We start from the raw sequence: 13,469 nt of genomic DNA, 5'->3' as shown, positions 1-13,469 counted from the left end.
TATTTTCAGAAGTTTTCGAAGAATTCTTCAACAACTTCAACCACTTGCGCTTCAGATCTCTCTGCAGCGGGAGGCGAATTCTACAGCGTTACACGCTGCTGTCAACACCTCTTTTTCAACTTCCTTTCTGGCTTCGATGAACTGAAGCAACCTGCTGCCGAAACCTACATAACTCATTGAATCTCAAGGAGTTTTCCGTTTCGACTGCGCCGGAAGTGGGGCGAATTATAGACGTCTGGGATCTGCCGTCAACCGTTAATTTCGCTTTTCTTTCAATCACTTGCAGATTGGTTAAATAACGACCAAATGCACCTATATATAGGAAGCAAACGTGATCTCTTCTATATAGAAGGGATCTTTAGAGCACCCCAGCCGCCTTCAACTCTGCCACCGCACCCGCGCCCAAGCCCAGCACACCCTGCAGAACCTCCAGCGTATGCTCACCCAACAAAGGCGGGGCACGACGGTACTCAACCGGTGTCTGCGACATACGGATAGGACTGGCCACCTGCGGCACCATCCCCGCGAGTGCGTGCGGCAGCTCTATCGCCAGACCACGCGCCTTCACCTGCGGATCCTCGAATACCTGCGACAGATCATTGATCGGCCCACAAGGCACACCCGCCTGCTCCAACTCGGCAACCCATTCGGCAGTCGTCTTGAACACCGTCGCCTGGCGAATCAGCGGGATCAACACCGCCCGGTTCGCGACGCGCAGTTTATTAGTAGCAAACCGTGGATCGTCAGCCCACTGCGACTGCCCCGCCACTTCGGCAAACTTTCGGAACTGCCCGTCATTACCCACGGTAAGAATGAAATCACCATCAGCCGTAGGAAAGTCCTGATAAGGCACGATATTCGGATGCGCATTACCCAGACGCTTAGGCGCATTGCCCGTGGTCAGATAATTCATCGCCTGGTTAGCCAGACACGCAACCTGCACATCCAGCAACGCCATATCGATGTGCTGACCACCACCGTCGTGATCGCGATGAGCCAACGCCGCAAGAATCGCGACAGTCGAATAAAGCCCCGTGAGGATATCCGTCAGTGCCACACCGACCTTCACAGGCCCGGCACCTTCATCACCCTCGGGACGACCGGTCAGACTCATCAGCCCGCCCAGCCCCTGAATCATGAAGTCATAGCCAGCGCGCTTGGCATAAGGCCCGGTCTGGCCGAACCCGGTAATCGAGCAATAGATCAAGTTCGGATTGATCGCCTTCAGCGACTCATAGTCCAGCCCATAAGCCGCCAGACCACCGACCTTGAAGTTCTCGATAAGGATGTCCGACTTGGCCGCCAACTCGCGCACCAGCTTCTGCCCCTCAGGACGGGTGAAGTCGATGGTCACCGATTGCTTGTTGCGGTTGGCCGACAGGTAATAAGCCGCTTCCGAGGTATTCTCGCCATAAGCGTCTTTAAGGAAGGGCGGCCCCCAGGCGCGAGTGTCGTCACCATTGCCCGGACGCTCGACCTTGATCACCTCGGCGCCAAGGTCGGCGAGGATCTGCCCGGCCCACGGCCCGGCCAACACGCGCGATAAATCCAGTACCCGCAGATGCGACAGCGCGCCCATGGTCGCTCTCCTATTAATAGAACGCCTGCAGACCGGTTTGCGCACGCCCAAGGATCAGTGCGTGAACGTCATGAGTACCTTCATAGGTATTCACCACTTCCAGGTTGACCAGGTGACGGGCCACGCCGAATTCGTCGGAGATACCGTTGCCGCCGAGCATGTCGCGCGCCATGCGGGCGATGTCCAGCGACTTGCCGCAGGAGTTGCGCTTCATGATCGAAGTGATTTCGACCGCAGCAGTACCTTCGTCCTTCATGCGACCCAGGCGCAGGCAGCCTTGCAGGGCCAGCGTGATCTCGGTTTGCATGTCGGCCAGTTTCTTCTGGATCAACTGAGTAGCGGCCAATGGGCGACCGAACTGTTGGCGATCCAGCGTGTACTGGCGAGCGGTGTGCCAGCAGAACTCGGCAGCGCCCAGTGCGCCCCAGGAAATGCCGTAGCGCGCAGAGTTGAGGCAGGTGAACGGACCTTTCAGACCGCGCACGTCCGGGAAGATGTTCTCTTCCGGTACAAACACGTTGTCCATGACGATCTCACCAGTGATCGAAGCACGCAGGCCTACTTTGCCGTGAATCGCCGGAGCGCTCAGGCCTTTCCAGCCCTTCTCCAGGACGAAACCACGGATGTCGCCGGCATCGTCTTTGGCCCAGACCACGAACACATCGGCGATCGGGCTGTTGGTGATCCACATCTTTGCGCCGGTCAGGCTATAACCGCCATCTACTTTACGAGCACGGGTAATCATCGCACCTGGGTCGGAGCCATGGTTTGGCTCGGTCAGGCCGAAGCAGCCGATCCATTCACCGGACGCCAGTTTCGGCAGGTATTTCTGTTTCTGTGCTTCGGTGCCGAATTCGTTGATCGGCACCATCACCAGCGACGACTGCACGCTCATCATCGAGCGATAGCCAGAGTCGACGCGCTCCACTTCGCGAGCAATCAGGCCGTAGCTGACATAGTTGAGGCCGCTGCCACCGTACTGCTCAGGGATGGTCGCACCCAACAGGCCGACTTCGCCCATTTCGCGGAAGATCGCCGGGTCAGTCTTCTCATGACGGAAGGCTTCAAGAACACGCGGTGCGAGACTCTGTTGAGCGAACTGCTCGGCGGTGTCGCGAATCATGCGCTCTTCTTCAGTGAGCTGTTGATCCAGCAGCAAGGGATCGATCCAGTTGAAGCTAGCTTTACCGCCCATGAGTATGTCCTCGCAAATCGGCTGAATTAACGTGGCATTGATCCTAGGCGTGGTTCGCCGTCGCGGCAAACGAGGATTTCGCATTCTGTTGTGCTAATTTCTCACTCCGAAACGTCGCGAAATGCCTTTTATGCGGCGCATTAGTGAGGTTGACGTACATGCGCAGGAAGATCCCCAGCACCACCGCCCTGATCAGCTTTGAAGCCGCTGCACGCCACGAGAGCTTTACCCGGGCTGCCGAAGAACTTTCCCTCACCCAGGGCGCCATTTGCCGACAGATCGCCAGCCTAGAGGAGTTCCTCAGCGTGGAACTGTTCCGACGCTCGCGACGCGGGGTGAAGCTGACCGAAGCAGGACTTTCCTACAGTCGTCGGGTCGCCACGCAACTGGACGCAGTGGAGCGCGACACGTTGTCGGTGATGGGCCAGCAAGGCACCAATGTGATCGAGTTGGCGGTGGTGCCAACCTTCGGTACGCAATGGCTGCTGCCGCGCCTCAAGGATTTCCAGCTCAAGCACCCGGAAGTCACGGTCAACCTGACCAACCGCACCCGCCCGTTTCTCTTCGCGGATACCGAATTCGATGCCGCGATCTACTTCGGCGATGCCGACTGGTCAGGTACCGAATCCCATAGGCTGATGGGCGAAAATCCGATGCCGGTGTGCAGCCCCGCCCTACTCGGCAACAAGACGCTTCTGACCGCCGACGAGATTGCCGAACTACCGCTGCTGCAACAGACCACCCGCCCTTACGCCTGGCGCCAGTGGTTCAACTCGCGACACCTGAATATCCCCCGCGACATGACAGGTCCGCGCTACGAGCTATTCTCCATGCTCGCCCAAGCGGCCATGCACGACATGGGCATCGCGCTGATTCCACCGTTCTTGATTCAGCGTGAATTGGCAGAGAAACGCCTGGTGATTGCCAACCCGCAGGCACTCTCCAGCATCAAGGCCTATTACCTGATGATTCCCGAACGAAAGGTCGAATCAGCGTCGTTAAAAGCATTTCGTGATTGGCTGGTAACTCAGGCACAGAGCTACAGCCTAGAAGGATAAAGGCTTACAGCGATAACTAACCCCGTAGTCAGGAAAATCAAAGCCCTACAGATATAAGTAATTGTCGCAATTCGACAGACTGTATCCGAAAGTCGTACAGACGTCCCACAAGCGCCTGACGACGTGGCTTTGAGCCTTCATGGGCGACGCATTGCTGCCTATTCACGCCACCGATGAGAAATTTTTCCATATTCGACCAGAATCCTTACAAGGCACGGCCTGCAAGGGATTCAGCTGGCCATCTGCGACATTCGGTCACGGCATGACTTGTAGTTAATTTTCCGTCACCCGTCATAATCCCTTGAAGGGCATAAAGTTCGCCTGCAAAATGCCGCGCCCCGCCCTGATTTGGCGGGATCGTGCTGATCGGCCGCCCCAGTCGCACCATCCGTAGTGCATGGGTTTACTCAATAAGATCACGCAGGAGATTTGACGTGCACATTGGTGTTCCTCTCGAAACCCAGACCGGTGAAACACGGGTTGCTGCAACCCCGGAAACCATTAAAAAGCTGATCAGCCAAGGTCATAAGGTCACTGTGCAAACCGGCGCCGGCGTTAACGCCAGTGTGGTCGACAGTGCCTATGAAGCGGCAGGCGCAACCATTGGCAGTGCCAATGACGCGTTTGCCGCCGAGCTGATTCTCAAAGTGGTCGCGCCAAGCGATGCCGAACTGACGCTGATCAAGCGCGGTACGGTGTTGGTGGGCATGCTCAACCCGTTCAACAACGAAACCATCGCGAAGATGGCCGAGTGCGGCATTACCGCGTTCGCCCTCGAAGCGGCGCCGCGCACCTCGCGCGCGCAGAGTCTCGATGTGTTGTCGTCGCAGGCGAACATTGCCGGCTATAAGGCTGTGTTGCTGGCCGCTCACCACTACCCACGCTTCATGCCGATGCTGATGACCGCTGCGGGCACCGTGAAAGCGGCGCGCGTGCTGATTCTCGGCGCCGGTGTGGCCGGGTTGCAGGCGATTGCCACGGCGAAACGTCTGGGTGCGGTAATCGAAGCGTCCGACGTGCGTCCGGCAGTGAAAGAGCAGATCGAATCCCTCGGCGCCAAGTTCGTCGACGTGCCTTACGAGACCGATGAAGAGCGCGAATGCGCCGTCGGTGTCGGCGGTTACGCGCGGCCAATGCCAGCGAGCTGGATGCAGCGTCAGGCCCAGGCTGTGCACGAACGCGCCAAGCAAGCCGACATCGTCATCACCACCGCGCTGATTCCGGGCCGCAAGGCGCCGACGCTGTTGAGCGCGGACACCGTGGCGCAGATGAAACCGGGTTCGGTGGTCATCGACCTCGCGGCAGCTCAGGGTGGCAACTGCCCGCTGACCGTGGCCGATCAGGTCGTGGTCGAGAATGGCGTGACCATTTGCGGCCCGACCAACCTGGCCGGCGAAGTCGCTGCAGACGCCTCGGCACTGTACGCACGCAACCTGCTGGACTTCCTCAAGCTGGTGTTCACCAAAGAAGGCCAGTTCGACGTCAACCTCGAAGACGACATCGTCGCCGCGTGCCTGATGTGCCGCGACGGCCAAGTCATCCGCAAAAACGCCTAAGCAGGGATTCAGACGATGGAAGAGCTTATCTCCCCCGGTATCTACAACCTGATCATCTTCGTGCTGGCGATTTATGTCGGTTACCACGTGGTCTGGAACGTTACGCCTGCGCTGCACACGCCATTGATGGCGGTCACCAACGCCATCTCGGCGATCGTGATCGTCGGCGCCATGCTCGCTGCTGCACTGACTGTCACGCCGCTGGGCAAAACCATGGGTACCCTCGCGGTGGCATTGGCGGCGGTCAACGTGTTTGGTGGCTTCCTGGTCACCCGCCGCATGCTTGAGATGTTCAAGAAGAAAGCCCCGAAAGTAAAAGAAGAGGCGCCGAAGTAATGAGCATGAATCTCGTCACGACGCTCTACCTGATCGCGTCGATCTGCTTTATCCAGGCCCTCAAAGGCCTGTCGCACCCGACTACTTCGCGGCGCGGCAACCTGTTCGGCATGCTCGGCATGGCGTTGGCGATCCTCACCACCGTCGGCCTCATCTATAAGCTCGGCGCTGAACTTGCAACCGCCGGTATCGGTTACGTCATCGTTGGCCTGCTGGTCGGCGGCACCGCCGGTTCGATCATGGCCAAACGCGTTGAAATGACCAAGATGCCGGAACTGGTCGCCTTCATGCACAGCATGATCGGCCTCGCGGCTGTGTTCATCGCGATCGCTGCGGTGGTTGAGCCGCAATCGCTGGGCATCGTTAAACAGCTGGGCGACTCGATTCCGACGGGCAACCGTCTGGAGCTGTTCCTCGGCGCCGCCATCGGTGCAATCACCTTCTCCGGTTCGGTGATTGCCTTCGGCAAGCTGTCGGGCAAGTACAAGTTCCGCCTGTTCCAAGGCGCACCGGTACAGTTCGCCGGTCAGCACAAACTGAACGCGGTGCTGGGTCTGGCTACGCTGGCACTCGGCCTGACCTTCATGTTCACCGGCAACCTCACCGCGTTCGCGCTGATGCTGGCGCTGGCATTCGTAATGGGCGTGCTGATCATCATCCCGATTGGCGGTGCAGACATGCCGGTCGTGGTGTCGATGCTCAACAGCTATTCGGGCTGGGCGGCGGCAGGTATCGGCTTCTCGCTGAACAACTCGATGCTGATCATTGCAGGCTCCTTGGTGGGTTCGAGCGGTGCGATCCTCTCGTACATCATGTGCAAGGCGATGAACCGTTCCTTCTTTAATGTACTGCTCGGCGGTTTCGGCAACACGGCCGATGCAGGCCCTGCCGGTGCGAAAGAAGCCCGTCCGGTGAAATCCGGTTCGGCTGACGACGCGACTTTCCTGCTGACCAACGCCGACACCGTGATCATCGTCCCGGGTTACGGCTTGGCAGTAGCGCGTGCACAGCATGCGCTGAAGGAATTGACCGAGAAGCTGACCCACCGTGGCGTGACCGTGAAGTATGCGATCCACCCGGTTGCCGGTCGTATGCCAGGCCACATGAACGTTCTGCTCGCCGAGGCCGAAGTGCCTTACGACCAGGTGTTCGAGATGGAAGACATCAACTCCGAGTTCGGCCAGGCCGACGTGGTGCTGGTGCTCGGCGCGAACGACGTGGTCAACCCGGCCGCGAAGAACGATCCGAAGTCGCCGATTGCCGGCATGCCGATTCTCGAAGCGTTCAAGGCCAAGACCATCATCGTCAACAAGCGCTCGATGGCCAGCGGCTATGCCGGTCTGGACAACGAACTGTTCTATCTGGACAAGACCATGATGGTCTTCGGCGACGCTAAAAAAGTCATCGAAGACATGGTCAAAGCGGTCGAATAATTCCCCGCTGCAGCACCGAACGCCCCGACTCGTCGGGGCGTTTTTGTTTGCGCAAACAGTCGGACAATATGCCGCGTTGTTGCAGATCCAGTAACGGTGTTTTACTTGAAACCCGCTGAATAGACGCCTCGTTTGCGACCTTGGTAGCGGGACAGGCGCCCGTCAAATTCACTAGACTGCGCATCCTGCTACTCGCTTCCCGAGATAATAATCCATGTACCGTGACCGTATTCGCCTGCCTTCGTTGTTGGACAAAGTGATGAGCGCCGCCGACGCAGCCGCTCTGATTGAGGACGGCATGACCGTCGGCATGAGCGGTTTCACCCGTGCCGGCGAAGCCAAGGCCGTCCCTCACGCACTGGCCGAGCGCGCCAAGGTCACGCCGCTGAAGATCAGCCTGATGACCGGCGCCAGCCTGGGCAACGACCTCGACAAGCAACTGACCGAAGCCGGTGTTCTGTCGCGGCGCATGCCGTTCCAGGTCGACAGCACCCTGCGCAAGGCGATCAACGCCGGCCAGGTGATGTTCATCGACCAGCATCTTTCGGAAACCGTTGAGCAACTGCGCAACCAGCAACTGAAGCTACCGGACATCGCCGTCATCGAAGCCGTGGCCATCACCGAACAGGGCCATATCGTGCCGACCACCTCGGTGGGCAACTCGGCGAGCTTCGCGATTTTCGCCAAGCAGGTAATCGTCGAGATCAACCTGGCGCACAACGCCAACCTCGAAGGTCTGCACGATATCTATATCCCGACGTACCGCCCGACGCGCACGCCGATCCCACTGGTAAAAGTCGACGACCGCATTGGCAGCACAGCAATTCCGATTCCGCCGGAGAAGATTGTCGCCATCGTTATTACCCAACAGTCGGATTCGCCGTCCACCGTGTCCACGCCGGACGTGGATACCAACGCCATCGCCGAGCACCTGATCACCTTCTTCAAGCAGGAAGTCGACGCCGGGCGCATGACCAATAAGCTCGGCCCGCTGCAGGCCGGGATCGGCAACATTGCCAACGCGGTGATGTGCGGCCTGATTGATTCACCGTTCGAAGACCTGACCATGTACTCCGAGGTGCTGCAGGACTCGACCTTCGACCTGATCGACGCCGGCAAGCTGAGCTTCGCGTCGGGCAGCTCGATCACGTTGTCGGAGCGACGCAACAGCGACGTGTTCGGCAATCTGGAGAAGTACAAGGACAAACTGGTGCTGCGTCCGCAGGAAATCTCCAACCACCCGGAAGTAGTGCGCCGTCTGGGCATTATCGGGATCAACACGGCGCTGGAGTTCGACATCTACGGCAACGTCAACTCGACCCACGTTTGCGGCACACGGATGATGAACGGCATTGGCGGTTCCGGCGACTTCGCGCGCAACGCGCATCTGGCGGTGTTCGTGACCAAATCGATCGCCAAGGGCGGCGCGATTTCCAGCGTGGTGCCGATGGTCAGCCACGTTGACCACACCGAGCATGACGTCGACATTCTGGTGACCGAAGTCGGTCTGGCCGACTTGCGTGGCCTGGCGCCACGGGAACGTGCGCGGGTCATTATTGATAACTGCGTGCACCCAGACTTCCGTCAGGCACTGAATGACTACTTCACGGCGGCCTGCGCAATCGGTGGTCACACCCCGCACATCCTGCGTGAAGCCTTGAGCTGGCACATGAATCTGGAAGAAACCGGACGCATGCTCGCTGTGTAATTCACACAGATAAACCGCTGATGCAAACACAGTTTGCATCAGCGGACTCTCGCAAACCTCCCGCATGACAAAAACTGTACTGCTGTACTGGTCATTTCCTACAGCATTTACCTACTTCACCTAGCAAATAACGCAAAAATGCACCACTTGAGTGCGGATAGGTACAGTTTGCTCTATTTCGACCCGTACACCCCGTATAAACAGTTAACTGGTCACTCACAATACAGTTGAACTGTATCTAGAGAGACTATGCAAACGAGAGGATCATGGGCACCAGTCAAACCACTACCTGATCCCGCCACAAGCGGAAGGATGTCAACCATGGAACGTACACTCAGTTCCGAGCTGTTCTTCGAAGACAAAGCTGTAAACACCCAGGCTTCCCTGCCTCTGCGCGTTATCGCCAACCTGATGTTGTGGCAGCGCCGCATCTCCAGCCGCCACCAGTTGGCCCGTCTGGATTCGCGTCTGCTGGCTGACGCCGGTATCAGCGAAGCACAACGCTACGAAGAGCTGAGCAAGCCGTTCTGGCGCTAAGTAGCGTCGCTGGCTCTGGTCGTTAGACCCACCGCCAGCAACCCGAATTGAACAAACGAAACCCGTCGTGGAAAACCACGACGGGTTTTGTCGTTTTAGGCTCATAAAAAGCTTAACCAGTACAGTTCATACAATTCTAAATTAGACCATTACAATTTTAGGAGCTGCCGAAGACTGCGATCTTTCGATCCTGAAAATCCAAAGCAAAAGATCGCAGCCTTCGGCAGCTCCTACGATTTTTCGTCTGGAAGCTGGTTTGGCGAACGGATCTGCGCCTAATATCCACACAGAACGTGGCGAATGATGCGCAACAGGCGTCTGACTCCTCAGATACCGAGCCACCTTTCAATACGGTTTATCCACAGGAGTTAACCTATGTCCCGTCTTCGTCTGCTCAGCGCTGCCGCCCTGCTGGCCGTGGCTGCCAACGCCAGCGCCACCAGCTTCATCGTCACCACCGACGCCGTGGTTGGCGCACTAAAATCATCGTCCGACGCCACTTCCGACGTCACTTCGTCCTTCCGTGACGACAAAATCGTTCTCGCTGCCCGTGACGACGCGGCCAGCTTCGTCGCCAGCCAGGGCGAGATCCGCGGCGTGAAACTGGAAAGCGCGCTGGACCACATCCGCCACCAGGCGCCACAGCTGCAAGCGACCGATGCACAGCTCGCTCAGGCCATCCTGACGATCTAAGCGATTGCGGTATCTCGGGGCACGTGCGGACGTGTCCCGATGCTTTGGCGCTGGCTCTGGCCCGGGCATTGCGCTAGCCTTTGGGCTCGCCAACCGTAATCGAGTCCAATGCGCTTTCTTCCAAATCTGCTGATCCCTTCCGTATTGTTCACCGCCTGCTGGGCGACGTCGGTCGATGCCTTTGATGCTTTTAATGCATCAACACAAGGCACCGTCGTCAGTGGTTACGCCACCAGCATGGTGTCTTCTGCCCCTTTCGACCGTAAACTGCTGCTCGCGGCCCATGATGATGCCGCCGCATTCGTGGCCACTGATGGCGAATGGCGAGGCGCACGGCTGGAATCAGCGCTGCATTACCTGCGCAAAACCCGGCCAAAACTTCATGTCAGCGACCTTGAACTGGCAGAGGCAATTCTCGTCCAATAGCTATCCCTGTCCTTTCGGAGTCGTTCCATGCGTAGCCCGCTGATTGCTGCCGCCCTTGGCCTGTTTTTGTTGGCCGACGTGGCTCAGGCGCACACCCTGGTAGCCACCAGTAACATCATCGTTCGTGCCTCCCAGCGCACCATCGATTTCACCTCCGATACCACCACGTCGATCCGCGACTCGAAAATCATCCGCGAAGCCCACGATGACGCCGCCAGTTTCGTCGCCACCAACGGTGATATCCGTGGCGCGCACCTGGAAGCCGCGCTCAACACCTTGCGCACGCGCGTGCCGGAAGCGCGCGATGCCAGCGATCAGGTGCTCGCCGAAGCCATCCTCGCACTGTGAGGTCACTCGGCGCCTGGCTGCTGGCCGGGGCGTTGTTGCTGCTTGGCAACAGCGCCCACGCCGGCCTGCAATTGCGGCTCAAGACCGAGGGGCTGAGCCCCGCCCAACAACAGGCCAGCCAAGCGCTGATCGATGAGGCCATGCAGAAATTGCCGCCGAGCTTTATCGAGCGGCTGGATCGACGCATCGATGTCGGCTGGACCGACGACATGCCCGCCAATGCCTACGGCCAGGCCACGCTGGTTTCCGAACTGGATCTGAATCGCAAACTGCTGGCGGGCCTCACCGACGGTAGCGCGGCCAAAGAAAAAACCAATCGCCCCCACGGCACTGTGCGTCAGGAATTACTCGCCACGGTGCTGCACGAAATCACCCACATTTATGACCGCGCGCGCCTGTGGCCGAGTGCCGAGCGCACGCTGATCCAGCGCTGCACCCGACGTTTCAACAGCGCCGGGTTGATCGGCATTCCCGACGAGTGTCGCGGCCAGAATGGCCGGCGCTTCACCCTCAGCGATGACCCGCGCCTGCTCGACCTCGCCGGCTGGCAGCAATACGTCGGCCGGCGCGGTGAGCGCGAACAGCACAACCGGCAGATCGCGCGCAGCCCCGATCTGTACGAGATCTCCAGCCCGAAGGAGTTCGTCGCGGTCAACATGGAGTATTTCCTCCTCGACCCGAGCTACGCCTGCCGTCGCCCGGCGCTTTATCGCTATTACCAGCAACACTTCGGCTGGGCGCCAACTGCCAAGGACACTTGCAGCAAGACCTTCGCGTTTCTCAATGCCGGTAACGATTTTGCCAAGCAACCGTTAGGGCAAGTCGATCCGGAACGGGTCTACGCCGTCGACTACCTGCTGGCCGAGGCCAATCAGAACTGGGTCAGCCGCTGGGGCCACAGCATGTTGCGTCTGGTGATCTGTGCACCGGGCCGACCACGCGGGCCGGACTGCCGGCTCGATCTCGATCAGCATCTGGTGCTGTCGTACCGCGCCTTTGTCGGTGATGTGCAGTTGTCGAGCTGGGACGGGCTGGTCGGCAAATACCCGTCGCGGCTGTTCGTGCTGCCATTGGCGCAGGTCATCGACGAATACACCAAGACCGAATTGCGCAGCCTCGCCTCCGTACCGATCAACCTGTCGCGGGACGAGATTGAAGGCGTGGTCGAACACGCGGCCGAAATGCACTGGAGCTACGACGGCAACTACTTCTTCCTCTCCAACAACTGCGCGGTAGAAGGTCTGAAACTGTTGCGCAGCGGCAGTGACAACAGCCAGTTCGTCGGGTTGGACAGCATCATGCCCAACGGCTTGCTGGAAGTGATGAAGGGCCGTGGTCTGGCGGACACCAGTGTGCTGGATGACCCGAAAGAAGCGCTGCGTCTGGGTTATCGTTTCGACTCGTTCCGCGATCGCTATCAGGCGATGTTCGATGTGTTGAAGAAGCAGTTGCCGATCAAGCAGACCACCGTCGAGGAATGGCTTTCGCTGACTGCCGAAGAACGCCGCGAGTGGTTCGAGCGGGCAGACTTGCGCACCAGCGCCGCGTTGTTGTTGCTGGAGCAGGCCAGTTACCGCCGCCAGTTGCTACTGGCGCAGGACGAGGTCAAACAGCGTTATCTCGGCGCGCGGGAGCTGGAGAACGGTGGCATGGACAAGGCCAACGCAACGTTGCAGGAAATTCTCGCCAACAGCGGCTTCCTCAGTCGCCCGGCGGAGTTGCTCGATAGCCGTGGTTACGGCTTGCCGCAGCCGAGCGAATTCAAGCGGCTGGAGGATGAAAGCAGTCAGCGGCAGAAGAAACTGCTGGTGCTGTCTGGTGATCTGGACGCGGAGGTGCGCAAGTTGCTGGAGCCGAAGCGCGCTGCGGAGATTGCGGCGAGTGAGGAGAACGTGAAGCAGATTGGCGCGCATTTGCGCAAATTGCACAAGGCCTCTGGGGGCCTGGAACTGCCCTGAAGCAAAAGATCGCAGCCTGCGGCAGCTCCTACACAATCCCATGTAGGAGCTGCCGCAGGCTGCGATCTTTTGACTAACTAAGGATTAATACAAAACCCCATCGAGAATCTCGTAAACGATCCCGGTACCCACTGCGATCAGCACGATATCGCCGCCAGCCCGACGCCATTCGTAGCCCGGATACACCGGCAAACGACCCAACGCGCGACCGTCCAGACGTTCACCGTAATACCCATGCGGCAACGGTCGCCCACGCTCCAGATGAATCCCCGGAGGCGGCGGTGCACCCCGTACAAAGTAGCCATGATTGTCACGAATGGTCTGGCGCACCGGGCCGAAGTCGCGCGGCGGCGGGCCACCACGGTGATCGTTCTGCGGGCCACGGTGATCGTCACCGTGATTGTCGCCACGGTTATCGTAATGGCCCTGCTGCGGGCCGCCGTGGTCGTGATCATCGCGCGGGTCGGCACTGGCCAGCAGCGGCGTCGCGCTGATCATCAGCACGCCCAGTCCGGCAATCAGACGTTTCGGCATTTTCATCGGGTCTTTCCTCACGGCACAAACGGCAAAAAGGGCTGCAGAACGATGTTCTGAAGCCCTCAGTCTTGCTCATTTAGTCTGTGCTTTGAGGTGCTAATTCCT

General features: G+C 58.9%; 13 protein-coding genes and 1 pseudogene. 11 read left to right on the top strand and 3 right to left on the bottom strand.

Annotated features, from left to right (window positions below; all coding sequences use genetic code 11):
• Nucleotides 1-180: pseudogene (locus tag AK821_RS31015) on the top strand (hypothetical protein); the annotation flags it as partial.
• Between the two features lie 178 nt (nt 181-358).
• Here the strand turns inward: AK821_RS31015 and AK821_RS11750 are convergent.
• Together AK821_RS11750 and AK821_RS11745 are read right to left on the bottom strand one after the other, a co-directional pair.
• The gene (locus AK821_RS11750; protein ID WP_064389775.1) at nt 359-1,579 is read right to left on the bottom strand and encodes a CaiB/BaiF CoA transferase family protein; all 1,221 of its coding nucleotides are present in this window, start codon (nt 1,577-1,579) and stop codon (nt 359-361) included.
• 13 nt (nt 1,580-1,592) lie between these two features.
• Complete coding sequence (locus tag AK821_RS11745; RefSeq protein WP_007953903.1) at nt 1,593-2,774, bottom strand: acyl-CoA dehydrogenase; 1,182 nt, start codon at nt 2,772-2,774, stop codon at nt 1,593-1,595.
• Nucleotides 2,775-2,932: 158 nt separating this feature from the next.
• Here AK821_RS11745 and AK821_RS11740 point away from each other — a divergent pair, with 158 nt between their 5' ends.
• From AK821_RS11740 to AK821_RS11695, 10 genes are all read left to right on the top strand, one after another.
• Nucleotides 2,933-3,832, top strand: coding sequence for a LysR family transcriptional regulator (locus AK821_RS11740; protein WP_064389774.1), 900 nt, complete (start codon nt 2,933-2,935; stop codon nt 3,830-3,832).
• Between the two features lie 434 nt (nt 3,833-4,266).
• Nucleotides 4,267-5,388, top strand: a complete 1,122-nt coding sequence (locus AK821_RS11735; RefSeq protein ID WP_064389773.1) for a Re/Si-specific NAD(P)(+) transhydrogenase subunit alpha — start codon at nt 4,267-4,269, stop codon at nt 5,386-5,388.
• Nucleotides 5,389-5,403: 15 nt separating this feature from the next.
• Nucleotides 5,404-5,724 carry an NAD(P) transhydrogenase subunit alpha gene (locus tag AK821_RS11730; protein ID WP_003187417.1) on the top strand — a complete coding sequence of 107 codons (321 nt, stop codon included), beginning with the start codon at nt 5,404-5,406 and terminating at the stop codon, nt 5,722-5,724.
• Nucleotides 5,724-7,157 (top strand): NAD(P)(+) transhydrogenase (Re/Si-specific) subunit beta, encoded by a 1,434-nt coding sequence (locus tag AK821_RS11725; protein ID WP_016985542.1) that lies wholly within the window; start codon nt 5,724-5,726, stop codon nt 7,155-7,157. The genes AK821_RS11730 and AK821_RS11725 overlap by 1 nt, the downstream gene beginning before the upstream one ends.
• Before the next feature lie 214 nt (nt 7,158-7,371).
• Entirely contained in the window at nt 7,372-8,865 is a 1,494-nt protein-coding gene (locus AK821_RS11720; RefSeq protein WP_008081132.1) for an acetyl-CoA hydrolase/transferase family protein, read from the top strand.
• 321 nt (nt 8,866-9,186) lie between these two features.
• Nucleotides 9,187-9,402, top strand: a complete 216-nt coding sequence (locus AK821_RS11715; protein ID WP_007911656.1) for a DUF1127 domain-containing protein — start codon at nt 9,187-9,189, stop codon at nt 9,400-9,402.
• Nucleotides 9,403-9,777: 375 nt separating this feature from the next.
• A complete protein-coding gene (locus AK821_RS11710; RefSeq protein ID WP_064389772.1) occupies nt 9,778-10,095 on the top strand; it encodes a DUF2388 domain-containing protein in 318 nt (105 codons plus the stop codon).
• A gap of 108 nt (nt 10,096-10,203) precedes the next feature.
• Entirely contained in the window at nt 10,204-10,521 is a 318-nt protein-coding gene (locus tag AK821_RS11705) for a DUF2388 domain-containing protein (protein ID WP_064389771.1), read from the top strand.
• A 27-nt stretch (nt 10,522-10,548) separates the two neighbouring features.
• Entirely contained in the window at nt 10,549-10,869 is a 321-nt protein-coding gene (locus AK821_RS11700; RefSeq protein WP_007911662.1) for a DUF2388 domain-containing protein, read from the top strand.
• The gene (locus tag AK821_RS11695; RefSeq protein WP_064389770.1) at nt 10,866-12,827 is read left to right on the top strand and encodes a DUF7844 domain-containing protein; all 1,962 of its coding nucleotides are present in this window, start codon (nt 10,866-10,868) and stop codon (nt 12,825-12,827) included. Before AK821_RS11700 ends, AK821_RS11695 begins: the two co-directional genes overlap by 4 nt.
• Nucleotides 12,828-12,911: 84 nt before the next feature.
• Here AK821_RS11695 and AK821_RS11690 read toward each other — a convergent pair whose 3' ends face one another.
• The gene (locus tag AK821_RS11690; protein WP_064389769.1) at nt 12,912-13,367 is read right to left on the bottom strand and encodes an anti-virulence regulator CigR family protein; all 456 of its coding nucleotides are present in this window, start codon (nt 13,365-13,367) and stop codon (nt 12,912-12,914) included.
• Nucleotides 13,368-13,469 lie beyond the last annotated feature (102 nt).

Origin of the sequence: Pseudomonas sp. RIT-PI-r, assembly GCF_001297015.1 — a bacterium.
GTDB lineage: Bacteria > Pseudomonadota > Gammaproteobacteria > Pseudomonadales > Pseudomonadaceae > Aquipseudomonas.
This window is presented reverse-complemented; position numbering and strand designations above follow the sequence as displayed.

Coding starts and splice junctions, on each gene's coding strand:
- AK821_RS11745 (WP_007953903.1), bottom strand. CDS start 2,774: ATGGGCGGTAAAGCTAGCTTCAACTGGATCGATCCCTTGCTGCTGGAT.
- AK821_RS11750 (WP_064389775.1), bottom strand. CDS start 1,579: ATGGGCGCGCTGTCGCATCTGCGGGTACTGGATTTATCGCGCGTGTTG.
- AK821_RS11725 (WP_016985542.1), top strand. CDS start 5,724: ATGAGCATGAATCTCGTCACGACGCTCTACCTGATCGCGTCGATCTGC.
- AK821_RS11715 (WP_007911656.1), top strand. CDS start 9,187: ATGGAACGTACACTCAGTTCCGAGCTGTTCTTCGAAGACAAAGCTGTA.
- AK821_RS11740 (WP_064389774.1), top strand. CDS start 2,933: ATGCGCAGGAAGATCCCCAGCACCACCGCCCTGATCAGCTTTGAAGCC.
- AK821_RS11700 (WP_007911662.1), top strand. CDS start 10,549: ATGCGTAGCCCGCTGATTGCTGCCGCCCTTGGCCTGTTTTTGTTGGCC.
- AK821_RS11710 (WP_064389772.1), top strand. CDS start 9,778: ATGTCCCGTCTTCGTCTGCTCAGCGCTGCCGCCCTGCTGGCCGTGGCT.
- AK821_RS11730 (WP_003187417.1), top strand. CDS start 5,404: ATGGAAGAGCTTATCTCCCCCGGTATCTACAACCTGATCATCTTCGTG.
- AK821_RS11705 (WP_064389771.1), top strand. CDS start 10,204: ATGCGCTTTCTTCCAAATCTGCTGATCCCTTCCGTATTGTTCACCGCC.
- AK821_RS11720 (WP_008081132.1), top strand. CDS start 7,372: ATGTACCGTGACCGTATTCGCCTGCCTTCGTTGTTGGACAAAGTGATG.
- AK821_RS11690 (WP_064389769.1), bottom strand. CDS start 13,367: ATGAAAATGCCGAAACGTCTGATTGCCGGACTGGGCGTGCTGATGATC.